The sequence below is a fragment of the Neisseria sp. N95_16 genome, assembly GCF_002551535.2.
GTDB classification, from domain to species: domain Bacteria; phylum Pseudomonadota; class Gammaproteobacteria; order Burkholderiales; family Neisseriaceae; genus Neisseria; species Neisseria brasiliensis.
The window spans coordinates 1-15,600 of record NZ_PDBT02000057.1; the positions used below are offsets into that span (position 1 = coordinate 1).

The 15,600-nt window shown below is 49.2% G+C and carries 6 protein-coding genes and 1 pseudogene; 5 read left to right on the forward strand and 2 right to left on the reverse strand.

The window, feature by feature from the left end:
• Nucleotides 1–153: 153 nt before the first annotated feature.
• The gene (locus CRG49_RS09345) at nucleotides 154–2,385 is read left to right on the forward strand and encodes a DNA internalization-related competence protein ComEC/Rec2 (RefSeq protein WP_095503105.1); all 2,232 of its coding nucleotides are present in this window, start codon (nucleotides 154–156) and stop codon (nucleotides 2,383–2,385) included.
• Between the two features lie 619 nt (nucleotides 2,386–3,004).
• On the opposite strand, the gene CRG49_RS09350 is transcribed toward CRG49_RS09345, so the two are convergent.
• Together CRG49_RS09350 and CRG49_RS09355 are read right to left on the reverse strand one after the other, a co-directional pair.
• Nucleotides 3,005–4,375, reverse strand: a complete 1,371-nt coding sequence (locus tag CRG49_RS09350; RefSeq protein WP_095503111.1) for an FAD-binding oxidoreductase — start codon at nucleotides 4,373–4,375, stop codon at nucleotides 3,005–3,007.
• 159 nt (nucleotides 4,376–4,534) lie between these two features.
• Nucleotides 4,535–4,828: a hypothetical protein gene (locus tag CRG49_RS09355; RefSeq protein WP_095503106.1), complete on the reverse strand. Its 294-nt coding sequence runs from the start codon at nucleotides 4,826–4,828 to the stop codon at nucleotides 4,535–4,537.
• A 518-nt stretch (nucleotides 4,829–5,346) separates the two neighbouring features.
• Between CRG49_RS09355 and CRG49_RS09360 the strand changes: the two are divergent.
• The 4 genes and pseudogenes from CRG49_RS09360 to CRG49_RS09380 all read left to right on the forward strand — a co-directional run bounded on the left by CRG49_RS09360 (nucleotide 5,347) and on the right by CRG49_RS09380 (nucleotide 15,447).
• A pseudogene (locus CRG49_RS09360) lies at nucleotides 5,347–5,825 on the forward strand (peptidylprolyl isomerase).
• 251 nt (nucleotides 5,826–6,076) lie between these two features.
• A complete protein-coding gene (gene glgB / locus CRG49_RS09365; RefSeq protein ID WP_095503108.1) occupies nucleotides 6,077–10,393 on the forward strand; it encodes a 1,4-alpha-glucan branching protein GlgB in 4,317 nt (1,438 codons plus the stop codon).
• Nucleotides 10,394–10,700: 307 nt separating this feature from the next.
• On the forward strand, nucleotides 10,701–12,695 hold the full coding sequence (gene glgX / locus CRG49_RS09375; protein ID WP_095503109.1) for a glycogen debranching protein GlgX: 1,995 nt from the start codon (nucleotides 10,701–10,703) through the stop codon (nucleotides 12,693–12,695).
• Between the two features lie 274 nt (nucleotides 12,696–12,969).
• On the forward strand, nucleotides 12,970–15,447 hold the full coding sequence (locus tag CRG49_RS09380; protein WP_154143285.1) for a glycogen/starch/alpha-glucan phosphorylase: 2,478 nt from the start codon (nucleotides 12,970–12,972) through the stop codon (nucleotides 15,445–15,447).
• Nucleotides 15,448–15,600: the final 153 nt, after the last annotated feature.

Here is a 15,600-nt window from a genome sequence, read left to right on the forward strand (position 1 = left end):
TTTTTTAGACGCAAAAAAGGCCGAAATCCACGTCTTTTCAGGATTTCAGCCTTTTTTATTGGTTTGATGTTCCGGTGCAAAAACTAACAGTACCCCACACATCTATTATTTCTAATTTATCATAACAAAAAACGATTACAAGAGAAATAATTTATGTTGCGTTATGTATTGCCGTGCTGGGCATTCGGGGTATTGGTGTCGTTCCTGTTGCCTGTGGTGCCGCCGTTGTGGGCGTGGCTTGCGGCGTTTGGATTGATTTTATTGGCAGCTTGGCGTTGGAAACCGGCGGCGGTGTTGTTGTGTATGTTGCTTGGCATGGCTTATGGGGTGTGGCGTACGGAATCGGCATTGGCGCGGCAATGGCCGGTGGCGCGGGTGGAGAATGTGGCGTTGACGGTGGTGGTGGACGATTTGCCGCGCCGTGATGAGCGGCGGGTGCAGTTTGCGGCCAAGGCTTGGGATAAGGATGGCGGTGAGTATCGCTTGATGTTGTCGGATTATCAGCTGCGTGATTGGCCGGTGGGCAGCCGTTGGCAGGTATCGGCGCGGGTGCGGCCGGTGGTGGGGGAAGTGAATTTGCGCGGGCTCAACCGTGAGGCTTGGGCGTTGGCCAATGGTGTGGGCGGCATGGGTTCGTTGGGTAAGGGCAGGGTGTTGCTGGCGGAGTCGGGCGGCCTAAATTTGACATTGTGGCGTGAACGCATCAGCCGCAATTGGCAGCAGGCGAATCTTTACGGACACGAGTTTTCAGACGGCATCGGCTTGATGCGGGCATTGGGGATTGGCGAACAATCGGCATTGCGTGCGGAATTGTGGCAGGCGTTTCGGCCTTTGGGTTTGACGCATTTGGTGAGCATTTCGGGGCTGCATGTGACGATGGTGGCGGTGTGGTTTGGTTTTTTGGTGAAACTGTTGCTGCGGGCGCTGTCTGTGGTGCCGAAGCGGCCGAGATTGTGGGTGTTGACGGGCGGTGTGCTGGGGGCGTTGCTGTATGCGGGGTTGGCGGGTTTTGGCGTGCCGACGCAGCGCAGTGTGTTGATGTTGGCGGCGTTTGCTTATGCGTGGTGGCGCGGCAGCGGTTCATCGCCGTGGACGGGCTGGTGGCAGGCTTTGGCGCTGGTGTTGCTGTTTGATCCTTTGGCGGCATTGGGCGTGGGGTTGTGGTTGTCGTTCGGTTTGGTGGCGGCGCTGATTTGGTCGTCGGCAGGCCGTCTGAATGAGCGCGGCTGGTGGTTGGCCGTGCGCGGGCAATGGGCGGCGACTTTGTTGTCGGTGGTGTTGCTGGGCTATATGTTTGCTTCGCTGCCGCTGTTGAGCCCGCTGGTGAATGTGGTGGCGATTCCGTGGTTTTCTTGGGTGTTGACACCGCTGGCTTTGCTCAGTTCGGCGCTGCCGTTTGCGCCGCTGCAATGGTTGGCGGCGGCGTTGGCGGAATACACGCTGCGGTTTTTGGTGTGGCTGGCAGCGTATTCGCCTGAATTTGCGGTGGCGGCTGCACCTTGGCCGCTGATGGTGTTGGCGGTTTTGGCGGCATTGGTTTTACTGCTGCCACGTGGTACGGCTTTGAAACCGTGGGCTTGCTTGGTGCTGGTTGGATTTGTGTTTTACCGTGTGCAACCTTTGTCGGAAGGCCGTCTGAAAGTGTGGGTGTGGGATGCGGGGCAGGGTTTGTCGGTATTGATGCAAACGCGCGAACACCGTTTGCTGTTCGATACCGGCACGGCGCATGCGGCGGGTGCGGGCATTGTGCCGAGCTTGAATGCGCTGGGCATTCGGCGGCTGGATAAACTGGTGTTGTCGCATCACGACATCGATCACGACGGCGGCTATGCGGCCATTCAGCGCGGCCAACCGCCAGAAAAGCTGCTGGCCGGTCAGCCTGAATTTTATCCGCAGGCCGAGTTTTGCGATGAATCGCAATGGATGTGGGACGGTGTGGCCTTTGAATTTTTAAGGCCGTCTGAAGCGCATTCGGGTAAGGATGACAATGATAAGAGCTGTGTGCTGCGCGTGTTGGCCGACGGGAAGGCGCTGCTGATTACCGGCGATATGGGGCAGAAGGGCGAGCTGGATTTGGTGCAAAAATACGGTGATGCGTTGTATAGCCAAATATTGGTGTTAGGGCATCACGGCAGCAATACCGCCAGCGCGAGTGCATTTTTGAATGCGGTGTCACCGCAATATGCCATAGCTTCAAGCGGTTATGCGAATAGTTACGGCCATCCGACTAAGGCGGTGCAAAACAAAGTTGCGGCGCATGGGGCGACATTGTTGCGTACGGATTTATCGGGTGCACTGGTATTCGAATTGGGCGGTGGGGCGGAAGTTTTTCAAGGCCGTCTGAAACAAGGAAAGTTTTATTGGCAGAAAAAGCCATTTGATTGAGTGAATCCAATCAAAAAATGCGTTCAGACGGCCTGAGCACAAACTTAACAAAAGTATAGTTATCCTTACTTTGTGTGAATTCGGCTGTGGATAATCAGGTTTGTGGATTGAAATTTAAAGAAAAAATTGGATTGTTTAAAAAATAGGCAAAGTAATTTTTATGCAAAAAGCGCTGAATCCGTCAAGCTTAAAGTATGATTTCAGACGGCATTTTGTTGCGAATTGGAGATGGCTTGGGAATAGTCATCACGGGATAAGTTTGGCTGATATCCGTGATTAAAGTGTGTGATGATGTGTGAATCATGTGGATAACTGGTTTTATTGTTTGAATTTTAATGAGAAAAAATTATTGCTCAAAATTTAAGTAATAATAAAGAGGCCGAGACCTTTGCAAAAATCGTCAATTTTCAGAAATCTTCAAACCGTCATTCCCGCGTAGGCGGGAATCTAGAACGTAAAATTACTGAAATAATTAAATATTCCTGAAAATTATCAGTCTGGATTCCCGCCTACGCGGGAATGACGGGTATAGTTTTCTTGGTTCAAATTGAGTTTTACAAAAGTCTCAGGCCGTCTGAAAAATTTCTTTTCAGACAGCCTGATAATTGGATACATGAAGCTAGGGTAACAGCTTACCCGGATTCATAATATTGTGCGGATCCAATTGCGCTTTAATGGCGCGCATTAAGGCGATTTCGGCCGCATCGCGCACATGCGGAATCCAATGGTTTTTGATTTCGCCGATGCCGTGTTCGGCTGCGATGGTGCCTTGGTGTTTTAGGATATGTTCATAAACGATGGTGTTGATGATGTTTTCGTATTCATACACTTCGTTGCTTAGGATGTCGGGCAGGAAGGTGTTGTAATGCAGGCTGCCGTCGCCCAAATGACCGAAGCAGACAATTTGGATATCGGCAAAACGAGTTTTTAAGGCGGCGGCGCATTCGGATACAAAATCAGCCACATTTGCAATTGGGGTGGCGATGTCATGCTTAATGCTGGTGCCTAAATTGCGTTGGGAAGCGGAGATGTTTTCGCGCAGAGTCCACAATTCTTGGCGTTCTTGTTCGGATTGTGCTAACACGCTGTTTTCATAGCCTTGGGCATAAAGGTATTCGGCCAATTGATCGGCCAAATCGGTATCAGGAACAGAATCGGTCAATTCCATCAAGATATGCCAATCGGCATCAGTGGGCTTGGTTAATTGACTGAATTCAGACGATAAATCTAAGGCGAAGCGGCTGATAAGCTCGAAGCTGGATAAGCGTTCGGCAAAGTGGCCTTGGATTTGGGTGAGCAGCTTCACCGCTTCATTGATGCTGGCTAAACCAATCCATGCGGTGGCGGTGGTTTGTGGGCGGGCGAAAAGCTTTAAGGTGGCGGCGGTAATCACGCCGAGCGTGCCTTCACTGCCGATAAATAAGTGGCGCAGGTCGTAGCCGGTGGTGTTTTTATGCAGAGGTTGCAGGTGTGAAACCAATTCGCCGTTGGGTAAGACGATTTCCAAGCCTAAGACTAAATCGCGCATCGCACCGTAGCGCAACACATTCAGGCCGCCGGCATTGCAGGCGATGTTGCCGCCGATTTGGCAGGAGCCTTCGCTGGCCAAACTTAAGGGAAACAAGCGGCCGGCATTGGCTGCGGCTTCTTGTGCGTGTTGCAAAATCATGCCGGCTTCGACCGTCATGCTGTTATCCGCCAGATTGATTTCGCGCAGTTTGTTGAGCTTGGAAAGATTAAGCAGCACGCCTTGACGGGCGACCGCCGCGCCGCATAAGCCAGTGTTGCCGCCTTGCGGGGTGATGGTAATGCGATTTTCATGACAAAAGCGCAGGATTTTTTGCACGCTTTTAACGGAATTGGGTTGCAGGATAATATCCGGTGTGGAAGTGAAGCGGCGGCGTTGGTCGATGATGAGCGAGGGGGTTGGCTCGATAATTTCTGAAGCATCGAGAAATGATTGAAACGAGGTGAGTAGCGGGGTATCCATGCTGGCCTGATGATTGGTTTTGTTTTGTGATGAATCAGGATTATAGCGCAAATCTGTAAAGAAGCTGGGTGCAAGTAAAAGGGTATAACAGGCCGTCTGAAAAACAAAAAGCAGGATACTTATAAAAAGTATCCTGCTTTTTTATTCTGAATCAGAATATTAGTTAGCAGCAGAAGCGGCAGAAGCAGCAGCTTCAGTCGCTACGGCAGCAGCAGAAGCGGCTTCGGTAGCAGCATCAGAAGCTTCAGAAGCAGCTTCAACAGTTGCTTCGGTAGCAGCAGAAGCAGCTTCAGTAGCAGCAGAAGCGGCAGCGTCAGCAGCAGAAGCAGCAGCTTCAGTAGCAACAGAGGCAGCAGAAGCAGCTTCAGCAGCAGCATCTTTAGCTGGCTCAGAACCACCACAAGCAGCCAAAGTCAAAGACAACAAAGCAGCAGCAAACAATGAATTTTTCATTTTATAACCTTCTTTTTTAAATCGATTTAAAGTAAAAACTAAAAAACGGCCGCATAGCGGCCTCTACAGTAGAAATTCATTACTGAATTTTCTTAATTATGCCCCACCGTATAAGCCATTGCAACGGCGCACAATTAAGAGAGAGCGCAGAATGAATTGCTTAGTTTGAAAAAATAACAAAATAGCTCCAGATTTTTGGAAATTTTGTAACAATTCTTCAGTAAAATCCCGGCTAAATATTTTTGAATTCAACTATTTATTCTGTTGAATAACAGAGTTTGTGACAATCTCGTGAAAATTTAAGCCAAGTGTTAAATTTTGAGAAATTTTTGCAATTTGGTTGTGGAAAAGCAACAATAAATATTAATTTTGTGAAAAGTCGGGTTTTAATTTGCAAGTGGCGAAAGATGGTGCTTACCGGCTTTTATTAGCGCCGTCAGAATGACACACTTCAAGCAGCGGCTCTGTGTTAGAATGCAGCTTGTATCAACGTGGTAACAATTAACAAGGACGACAAAATGGCGATTGCTAAAAATTCAGTAGTATCCCTGCATTACGAAATGTACGATGCCAACAATCAATTATTGGATAAAACCGAAGAGCCTATCGTGTATCTGCATGGCGGCTACGATGGTATTTTCCCATCGGTTGAAGAAGCATTACACGGCAAAAATGTCGGTGAGACCGTAGAAGTGGCATTGTCGCCTGATGATGCGTTTGGCGAACAAGATCCGGAATTGGTGCGCATTGAAGATGTTGGTGTGTTCCCGGTTGAAGTAGAAGTGGGCATGATGTTTGAAGCCGATGATCCCGAAACCGGCGAAGTATTGATCTATCGCGTAACCGATGTGGCCGACGGTAAAGCCGTGGTTGATGGCAACCATCCTTGGCCGGCATGAAAGTGTTGTTTAAAGCGACTGTCGACGGTATCCGTGAAGCATCTGCCGAAGAAATCGAACACGGCCATGTACATGGCCCGCATGGTCACCATCACTAATTTGTGAACGGATAATAAAAGGCCGTCTGAAAAGTTTTGACCTGTGTGTCGAACCCTTCAGACGGCCTTTGGTCTGAATGGGTGCAGTCAAACAGTTGATTGAAAAGATTACCAAATCTTGGCTTAAATCAAATCAAGCCGAGAAAAATACGCTTTATTGGCGGCCTACGTCGGATTACATATTTGATACCGCACAATCTATATTAAGATTAGCCTCACCACATTCTTAACCGCAACGGCAGATTTACGCGATGAACTCATTAGAAATACGAGCCGGCGAATACGGCATCGATTTAGGCTTTTACGACATCAATGGCATTTACCATGAAACCATGCCTGAAGTCTTACAGGCCATTCTTCAATCTTTACAGCAAACCGATGTTTCAGACGGCCTGTTTGTCGATACTTTGGTGGTACGCGAGCAGGAAGGGCAAACTTTAGACCTGCCTGCCGCATTTCATTCAGCCGCACAATACCGTTTGGAAAACGAAGCCGGTGAAAGCTGGGCTTTAAATGCCTATGACGACAACGGTAACTTGCGGGTGGCTTTGCCTGAATTGGTCGCCGGCTATTATGTGTTGTCTGCCGACACCGATGGTGCGGTGGTGAAACTGCGCTTAATTGTGGCACCGAAATCCGTTTATCAGCCTAAAGCGCTTTCAGACGGCCTGAGAATGAATGGCCTGACCACGCATCTTTACAGCTTGCGTTCGGAACGAAACTGGGGCATTGGCGACTTCACCGATTTGGCCGATTTGATGGCTTTTGCGGCCGAACAGCAATTGGATTTTATCGGCATTAATCCATTGCATGCACTGTTTACCAGCCGTCCGGCTTATGCCAGCCCATATAGCCCGTCATCGCGCGAATGGCTCAATCCGATTTATTTGGATGTCGCCAAAGTCGCTGCGTTCAGCTATGGCGAAAAAGCCAAAAAATGGCTGGCGCAACCCAATATCCAGCAACGCATCGCCGCCTTGCGCCTGACCGATACCGTGACCTATACCGCTGTTTGGGCGTTTAAGCGTGATGCGCTGCAATTGGCGTTTAATGCGTTTGAAAAAGAAACCTGCGAAGAAGCGCAACGCGAACGCGAAGCCTTTGCCGTGTTTGCTGCTGAAAAGGGCGAAGCCTTGCGTGGTTTCGGCTTGTTTGAAGCCTTAGACCAATATTACAACCAGCCGGGTGAGATAGGCTGGACATCGTGGCCGTCTGAATATCAAGATCCGCAAAGCGAAGCGGTACAGAATTTTGCCAAAGGCCACGAGCGCGAAATTCGTTTTTATATGTGGCTGCAATGGCTGTGTGCGCAACAATTGGCCGAAGTGAACCAAGCCGCGCAAAAACACGGCGTGAAGCTGGGCATTTACGGCGATTTGGCCGTCGGCGTGGCGCGTGGTAGCTCGGATACTTGGCTGAATCGCCGTGATTACTGCATGGATATGTCGGTCGGTGCGCCACCGGATCCGCTGGGCCCGACCGGTCAAAACTGGAATTTGCCGCCACTGAATCCTTATGCACTCAAACACAACGGCTATGAAAAATTCGCCCAATTATTGCGTGAAAACATGCGTTTATATGGTATTTTGCGCATTGACCATGTAATGGCTTTGTGCCGCCTGTGGTGGGTGGTGGGCAGCCAAACCGCCGATCATGGCGCGTATGTGCATTACGATGCCGAAGCGATGTTTGCCATTTTGGCTTTGGAAAGCCAGCGCCATCAATGCGTGATTATCGGTGAAGACTTGGGCACGGTGCCAGATCAGGCGCGGGAATTGCTTTACCGCTATCAGGTGTATTCTTATAAAGTGGTGTATTTCAGTAAAAATGCACAAGGTTTTGAATGGCCGCAAGATTATCCGCATCAAGCGATTGCGGTCATCAGCACCCACGACGTGGCACCATTGGCTGCGTATTGGACCGGTAAAGATTTGGCCACCATGCATCGCTTGGGCACGATTGCCGATGACGAAGCGTTTCAGACGGCCTTACAACAGCGCGAAGACGATAAAGCCGATTTGTTTGCCAAATTAAAACAAAGCCGCTGCTTACCTGAAGATACAGACATGCCGTCTGAAATGACCGAAGGCTTAATGAGTTCGGTGCACCGCTATGCCGCGCAAACTGAGTGCAAACTGCTTGCCCTGCAATTAGAAAACCTGCTGGGCATGAGCGATAACCTCAACGTGCCGGGCGTGGCCGAAGGTTATCCGAATTGGGCGCGCAAAATGCCGGTTACGCTGGAAGATTTCTCTAACCACCGCTTAATGAGCGGACAACTTGCCATGATTGACGAGGTACGCATGAAGAAAAACAGCCACACCAAGGCTTATCACGAGCTGGATTCCGTCGAACGCGACACGGTCGAGAGCCTGTTTTTGGCGACACACAACGATTTGTTTGCTTATCTCGGCCGACACCGTTTGGCAGAAGGCGATGAAGTGGTGCGTACGCTGTTTCCGGGTGCGTTTAGTGTGGACATCGTCAACCGCCACGATGGCAAATTGATTATGCCGTCTGAAAAAATTGATGAACGCGGTTTCTTCGTGGCCGTGTTGCCGGAACATGCGCCCGGCTATGCCTTGAGCGTGAAATACAGCGAACATGGCGAAGCGGTGCGCGAAGAAGATGTGTACCGTTTCGGCACGGCTTTGCAAGACATGGATTCATGGTTGTTGGCAGAAGGCAAGCATTTGCGGCCGTATGAAACTTTAGGCGCGCACTTTGCTGAAGTCGATGGCGTGAAAGGTGTGAGCTTCGCTGTGTGGGCACCGAATGCGCAGCGCGTGTCGGTGATTGGCGAGTTTAACCAGTGGGACGGCCGCCGCCATGTGATGCGCTTCCATCGTGATAATGGCATTTGGGATATGTTTATCCCCGGCATCAAGCTCAACGATTTATACCGCTTTGAAATCCGCGACATTCACGGTAACGTGCGCCAAAAAACCGACCCGTATGCGTTTGCCGCCGAATTGCGGCCGGGTACGGCTTCTGTGGTGCGCGGTTTGCCGGATAAAGTGGCTGAGCCGGAATTCCGCGCCCGCGCCAATGCCATTGATGCGCCAATCAGCATTTACGAAGTGCATTTGGGTTCGTGGAAGCGCAATCCGGAAAACAATTTCTGGCTGACCTATGAGCAGCTGGCAACCGAATTGGTGGCGTATGTGAAAGACATGGGCTTTACCCACATCGAATTGCTGCCGATTTCGGAATATCCGTTTGACGGCTCGTGGGGCTATCAAGCCACTGGTTTGTATGCGCCGACCAGCCGTTTCGGTTCGCCCGATGAATTGCGCGCCTTGATTAAAGCTGCGCACGATGCGGGCATTTGCGTGATTCTCGACTGGGTGGTCGGCCATTTCCCGGTCGACGATCATGGTTTGAACAAATTTGACGGCACCGCTTTATACGAACACGCTGACCCACGCGAAGGCTACCATCAGGATTGGAACACGCTGATTTACAACTTCGGCCGCAATGAAGTGAAAAACTTCCTGCAAGGCAATGCGCTGTATTGGATTGAGCGTTTTGGTTTTGACGGTTTGCGCGTGGATGCGATTGCATCGATGATTAACCGTGATTATTCACGCAAAGAAGGCGAATGGATTCCAAACCAATACGGCGGCAATGAAAACTTGGAAGCAATTGCATTTTTGCATGACACCAACACCATGTTGAAATCAGAAGTGCCAAATTCGACGCAAATTGCCGAAGATTCGACTTCATTTCCAAATGTGACCCGCCAAGAAGGTTTGAATTTCAGCTACAAATGGAATATGGGCTGGATGAACGATACCTTGCGCTACATGCAGGAAGACCCGATTAACCGCAAATACCATCACGATAAAATCACTTTTGCCATGATGTATCAATACAGCGAAAACTTTGTGTTGCCGCTGTCGCATGATGAAGTGGTACACGGCAAATATTCGCTGTTGGGGCGCATGCCGGGCGATTGTTGGCAGCAGTTTGCCAATTTGCGCGCGTATTACGGCTTTATGTTCGGTTTCCCGGGCAAAAAATTGCTGTTTATGGGTAACGAATTTGCGCAAGGCCGCGAGTGGAATTACAACGAAGGCTTGGACTGGTATTTGCTGGAAGAAGAAGGCGGCTGGCACAAAGGCATGCAGGATTATGTGCGCGATTTGAACCACATTTATCAGGCCAACGCACCGCTGTATCAGCTTGACCAATGGCCGGAAGGCTTTGAATGGCTGGTAACTGATGATGGCAACAATTCGATTTTTGTATTCGAGCGCCGTGACCGCGAAGGCAACACCATTATCGTCATCAGCAACTTCACGCCGGTGGTGCACGATGCCTACTGCTTCGGCGTAAATCAAGCGGGCGTGTATCGTGAAATCATGAATTCCGACCAAACCGCCTACAAAGGCAGCGGCGTGAGTGCGGGTGCGGAAGTGGCGAGTGAAGAAATCGCATCACACGGCAAACCGAATTCGCTGTCGGTGAAAATTCCGCCGTTGGCCACCGTGTATTTGTATAAAGCCGCCGATAAGCCTGAAGCGCTTGAAGCAGAAGAGCCTGAAAGCGATACTGTCGAAGAATAAAGCAGTTTATCGGAAACCGCTGTTTCAGAGGCCGTCTGAAACAGCGGTTTAGGCTAAATGTAGTATAGAAGTTTTGATGTTGGCATGTTCAGACGACTTGAGACCTTTGCAAAATCCCCATCTTTGGCACATTTCTTCGTTATGCGCTGCTCGAAAGCTTGCCTATCTTCGTGATATGTCTGCGCTTCTGCGCTGCTATAACTTTGAACTGTACTCAAATCTGGAGTTTTGCAAAGGTCTCAGCCTGATATGTAAGAAATAGCCACATCATCAGTTTGAATCCATAAGTTGAAATAAGGTAAATGATATGAATGCCGAAGCATGGCATATTGAAGCAGGCCGCCCGTATCCTTTGGGCGTGTCTTTGCGGGAAAACGGGGCGAATTTTGCTGTATTTTCGTATTACGCACAATCGGTTGAATTGTGTTTGTTTGACGGGGAAAAAGAAACGCGCTTAGAACTGCCTTGCCGCTCAGGCACGGTGTTTTACGGCTTTGTGCCTCATGTCAAAGCAGGGCAGCGCTATGGTTTCCGTGTGTATGGGCAGGGCTATGGCGCGCATTGTGTTTTTTTCAATCCGCAAAAGCTGCTGATTGACCCTTATTCAAAGCAGATTGACGGCGTGCCGCAATACCGCAACGAAAAAGAAATGGCGTGGTTTCATCATACAGACGGCCGTGATAATGCGGCCATTGCGCCCAAAAGCGTGGTGGTGCCGCCTTCTGATTTTGATTGGGGCGATGACCGCCATCCCGATATTGCTTGGGGCGATACGGTGATTTATGAAGCGCATGTCAAAGGTTTTACCAAGAAATTTCCTGATTTGGCGAATGCGGGTACTTATCAAGCATTGGCCGATAAGCGCGTGATTGCTTATTTGAAAAAATTGGGCATCACCACGATTGAGTTGCTTCCTATACATCAGCATTTGGATGAATACCATTTGCAGAAAATGGGTTTGTCGAATTATTGGGGCTACAACACTTATTCGCATTTTGCGGTAGAACCCGATTACGCGGCTAATCCCGACAATGCCGCCGACGAATTCAGGCAGGCAGCCAAAGCTTTGCATGCGGCCGGTATCGAAGTGATTTTGGATGTTGTCTACAATCACACTGCCGAACAAGACATTGAAGGGCCGACCTTATGTCAACGCGGCATGGATAATTCGCTGTGGTATTGGCAAGACGCGCAGTATGAATATGAAAACTGGTCGGGCTGCGGCAACACACTTAAAGTGGTGAACCGTGACATCAGCCGCTGGGTGATGGATAGCCTGCGCTATTGGGTGGAAGAGTTTCACGTTGACGGCTTCCGCTTTGATTTGGGCACGATTCTCGGCCGCGAACCGGCATTTAAAACTTATGGCCGCTTCTTCAATATGCTGTTTCAAGATCCGCTGTTGGCTGGTCGTAAAATGATTGCCGAAGCGTGGGATATTGGTGAAGACGGCTACCATGTGGGCAAATTCCCACAGCCTTTTGCCGAATGGAATGGCTTGTTCCGCGATGATATGCGCGCTTTTTGGAGCTGGGAAAACGGCAATCTTGGTGCATTTGCTGAGCGTTTGTCGGGTTCTGCCGATATGTTCGACCACAGTGGGCGGTTGCCGTCAGCCAGCATCAATTTCATCACCGCACACGATGGTTTTACCTTGCAGGATTTGGTGAGCTACAACGAAAAACACAACGAGTCTAACGGCGAGCTAAACCGCGACGGCCACAATGAAAACTTCAGCTACAACCACGGCGTAGAAGGTGAGAGCGATGATCCGTGTGTATTGCAGTCGCGCGAATACACTGTCAAAGCTTTGCTGGCCTCATTATTTTTATCTGCCGGCACGCCGATGTTGCTTTCTGGCGATGAATTCGGCAATAGCCAGCAGGGCAACAACAATGGCTACTGCCAAGATAATGCCATCACATGGCTGGATTGGCCGTCTGAAACGCATGTACTGCAGGATTATGTGCATGATTTGATTGAAATTCGCAAGAAAATCAAATCATTAAATGCAGATAAATGGTGGGATAAAACACACGTCACTTGGCTCAATTCAGACGGCCTTGAAATGACGGATAAATGCTGGAATGACCACAGCGTAAAAGCCATGCAGGTTTTGCTGGGTGACGAATGGTTGTTATTGGTGAATGGCAAGCGTAGTACGCAGTTATTTAGCCTACCTCAAGGAAGTTGGAAAGTTTCTTGCGTACCATCTGAGAAATTTAATTACGAACCGATGGCTCAGCAATGCGAAGTGTCGCACATGGGTATATGGGTTTTACGCAAAGCGAGTAAAGCATAGATTTTAATAGTGTTTTAATAGAAGCTCAGGTAAAATCGACGCATATCGGTTCTGTTCAGCTCAAGATTGAGTGGTATTCATCTGAGGCCGTCTGAATATATTGGCAGTCGGAAAGATACACTGATTGCCCAGAATCAAACTAATTTTGTAGTTTTACATCGAATTGTATATTGAATTTGATTCAATCCATTTTCCTATTTTTGCCGTCTGAAACCATTCAGACGGCCTGATTTCATCACTGTGTGTTGAAACACACGAAAAAAGAAAGGCTATCATGGCTCAGAAACTTCCTATCTCAGGCTACGATTATGTTATGCCCAAACCGGATGCCGAAACCATCCGCAAATCGATTGTTTACAAACTGATTTTTATTTTGGGTGTTGACCCGAAAGATGCCGATGAGCATCAATGGCTAAATGCCGCCATGCTGGCTGCGCGCGACTTGATTGCCGAGGATTTCCTCAAAACCCGCCGCGCCCACATCGAAAACAGCAAACGCATGGTTTACTATCTTTCTATGGAATTCTTGTTGGGTCGCTCGTTTGTCAATGCGTTGATTAACGAGGGCGTGTACGCTGAATTTGAAGAAGCGTTTAAACAATTGGGCAAAGAGTTTGCCGATGTATGCGAACAAGAGCAAGATCCGGGCTTGGGTAACGGTGGTTTGGGTCGCTTGGCTGCGTGTTTCTTGGATTCATTGGCAACCTTGCGCATTCCGGCGATGGGCTACGGCATTCGCTATCAATACGGTATGTTCAAACAAGAAATCGTGGACGGCCAGCAGGTTGAAAAACCGGATTTGTGGTTGGATCAGGATTTGGCATGGCAGTTTGCCCGTCCAAACAAACAATATGCGGTCAGCTTCGGTGGCCAAGTGTTGAACATGGGCGACAAAAAAGAATGGCATCCGAGCGAAGAAATTTCGGCTTGGGCTTATGATGAAATTATTCCCGGCTACGGCGGCGACGTGGCCAACCCATTGCGCTTGTGGACAGCACATGCCGGCAATCTGTTTGATTTGGCCGACTTTAACCGCGGTGATTACGCATCTGCCGTGCGCGCGCAAAACAGCGATGAAAACATTTCCCGCGTGTTGTATCCGAACGACTCAACCGAAAGCGGCCGCGAATTGCGCTTGAAACAAGAATATTTCTTGGTTTCAGCTTCCGTGCAAGACATCATCGCACGCCACAAATGCCGTTTCCCGAATATCCGCACCTTGGCCGATGAAGTAGCGATTCACTTGAACGATACCCATCCGGTATTGGCGATTCCTGAATTGATGCGCATTTTGATCGATGAAGAGGGCTTATCGTGGACTGAAGCATGGAATATTTCCTGCAAAGTGTTCTCTTACACCAACCACACTTTGATGAGCGAAGCCTTGGAAACTTGGTCGGTTGATTTGATGGGTCGCTTGTTGCCACGCCACTTGGACATCATCTTTGAAATCAATGCCTACTTCCTGAATGCCTTGCGTGCGATTGGTAATTTTGATGATGAATTTGTCAGCCGCGTGTCGATTATTGACGAAACCCATGGTCGCCGAGTGCGCATGGGCTGGTTGGCGGTGATTGGTTCGCACAAAGTCAACGGCGTGGCCAAAATCCACTCTGATTTGATGGTCAACACCATTTTTGCCGACTTTGCCAAAATCTTCCCGGAACGCTTCACCAATGTGACCAACGGTGTGACCCCGCGCCGCTGGATTAATATTGCCAATCCGGCATTGACTTCATTCTTGGACAAACATTTGGGTGAACAAGATTGGCGTTTGCACTTAGATAATTTGGTGAAACTGAACGACAAAGCCGATGATGCGCAAGTTCAGGCCGAGTTTGCCGAAGTGAAAAAAGCCGCTAAAGTACGCTTGGCCGACTATATCGAAAAAGAGTTGGGCATCAAAGTCAACTCTGACGCTTTGTTTGATATTCAAATCAAACGTATCCACGAATACAAACGCCAAGCCTTGAACGTGATGCACATTGTTGACCGTTACAACAAAATCTTGGAAAACCCGGATGCCGATTGGCAGCCGCGCGTGTTTATCTTTGCCGGTAAAGCCGCTTCGGCTTATTACATGGCGAAGAAAATCATTCGCTTGATTAACGATGTGGCCAAAATCATCAACAATGATAGCCGCATCCGTGACTTGATTAAAGTGGTGTACATTCCGAACTACAGCGTGAGTTTGGCGCAAATCATCATTCCTGCCGCCGACTTGCACGAGCAAATCTCATTGGCCGGTACCGAAGCATCAGGCACCAGTAACATGAAATTCGCTTTGAATGGCGCGATTTGTATGGGTACTTTGGATGGCGCCAACGTTGAAATTTTGGATAAAGTCGGTGCCGAACACTGCTACATCTTCGGTAACACCGTTGAGCAAGTGGAAGAAATCCGTCGCAATGGCTACGATCCATTGAGCTACATCGAGCAAGACCATGACTTGCGCCGTGTGGTGAATCAAATCAGCCACGGCACTTTCTCACCAGAAGAGCCGACCCGCTACAACGATGTTTTGCAGCCTAATGGTGACCATTACCAATTGATGGCCGACTTCCGCAGCTACATCGACACGCAAGCCAAAGCAGATGCGCATTTCAAAGACAAAGCCGCTTGGAACCGCTCTGCCTTGATTAACATTGCCAATATGGGCTTCTTCTCGTCAGACCGCTCGATTGCTGATTATTGTCGCGATATTTGGTACATCAAACCGTTGACTGAAGAAGAGTTGCCACATCGTGCCTAATAAAATGTGATGATGTAAAAGGCCGTCTGAACGTAAAGCTTTCAGACGGCCTTACATTCGCATTTCAAGTGCAACGCTCAAATGCCATTGGCAAGGGCTGCTGAAAACAGATCACCCGGTGTCTCATAGTCCAATGTCTTTCTCGGTCGGCGG

Coding starts and splice junctions, on each gene's coding strand:
- CRG49_RS09380 (WP_154143285.1), top strand. CDS start 12,970: ATGGCTCAGAAACTTCCTATCTCAGGCTACGATTATGTTATGCCCAAA.
- CRG49_RS09345 (WP_095503105.1), top strand. CDS start 154: ATGTTGCGTTATGTATTGCCGTGCTGGGCATTCGGGGTATTGGTGTCG.
- glgX (WP_095503109.1), top strand. CDS start 10,701: ATGAATGCCGAAGCATGGCATATTGAAGCAGGCCGCCCGTATCCTTTG.
- glgB (WP_095503108.1), top strand. CDS start 6,077: ATGAACTCATTAGAAATACGAGCCGGCGAATACGGCATCGATTTAGGC.
- CRG49_RS09355 (WP_095503106.1), bottom strand. CDS start 4,828: ATGAAAAATTCATTGTTTGCTGCTGCTTTGTTGTCTTTGACTTTGGCT.
- CRG49_RS09350 (WP_095503111.1), bottom strand. CDS start 4,375: ATGGATACCCCGCTACTCACCTCGTTTCAATCATTTCTCGATGCTTCA.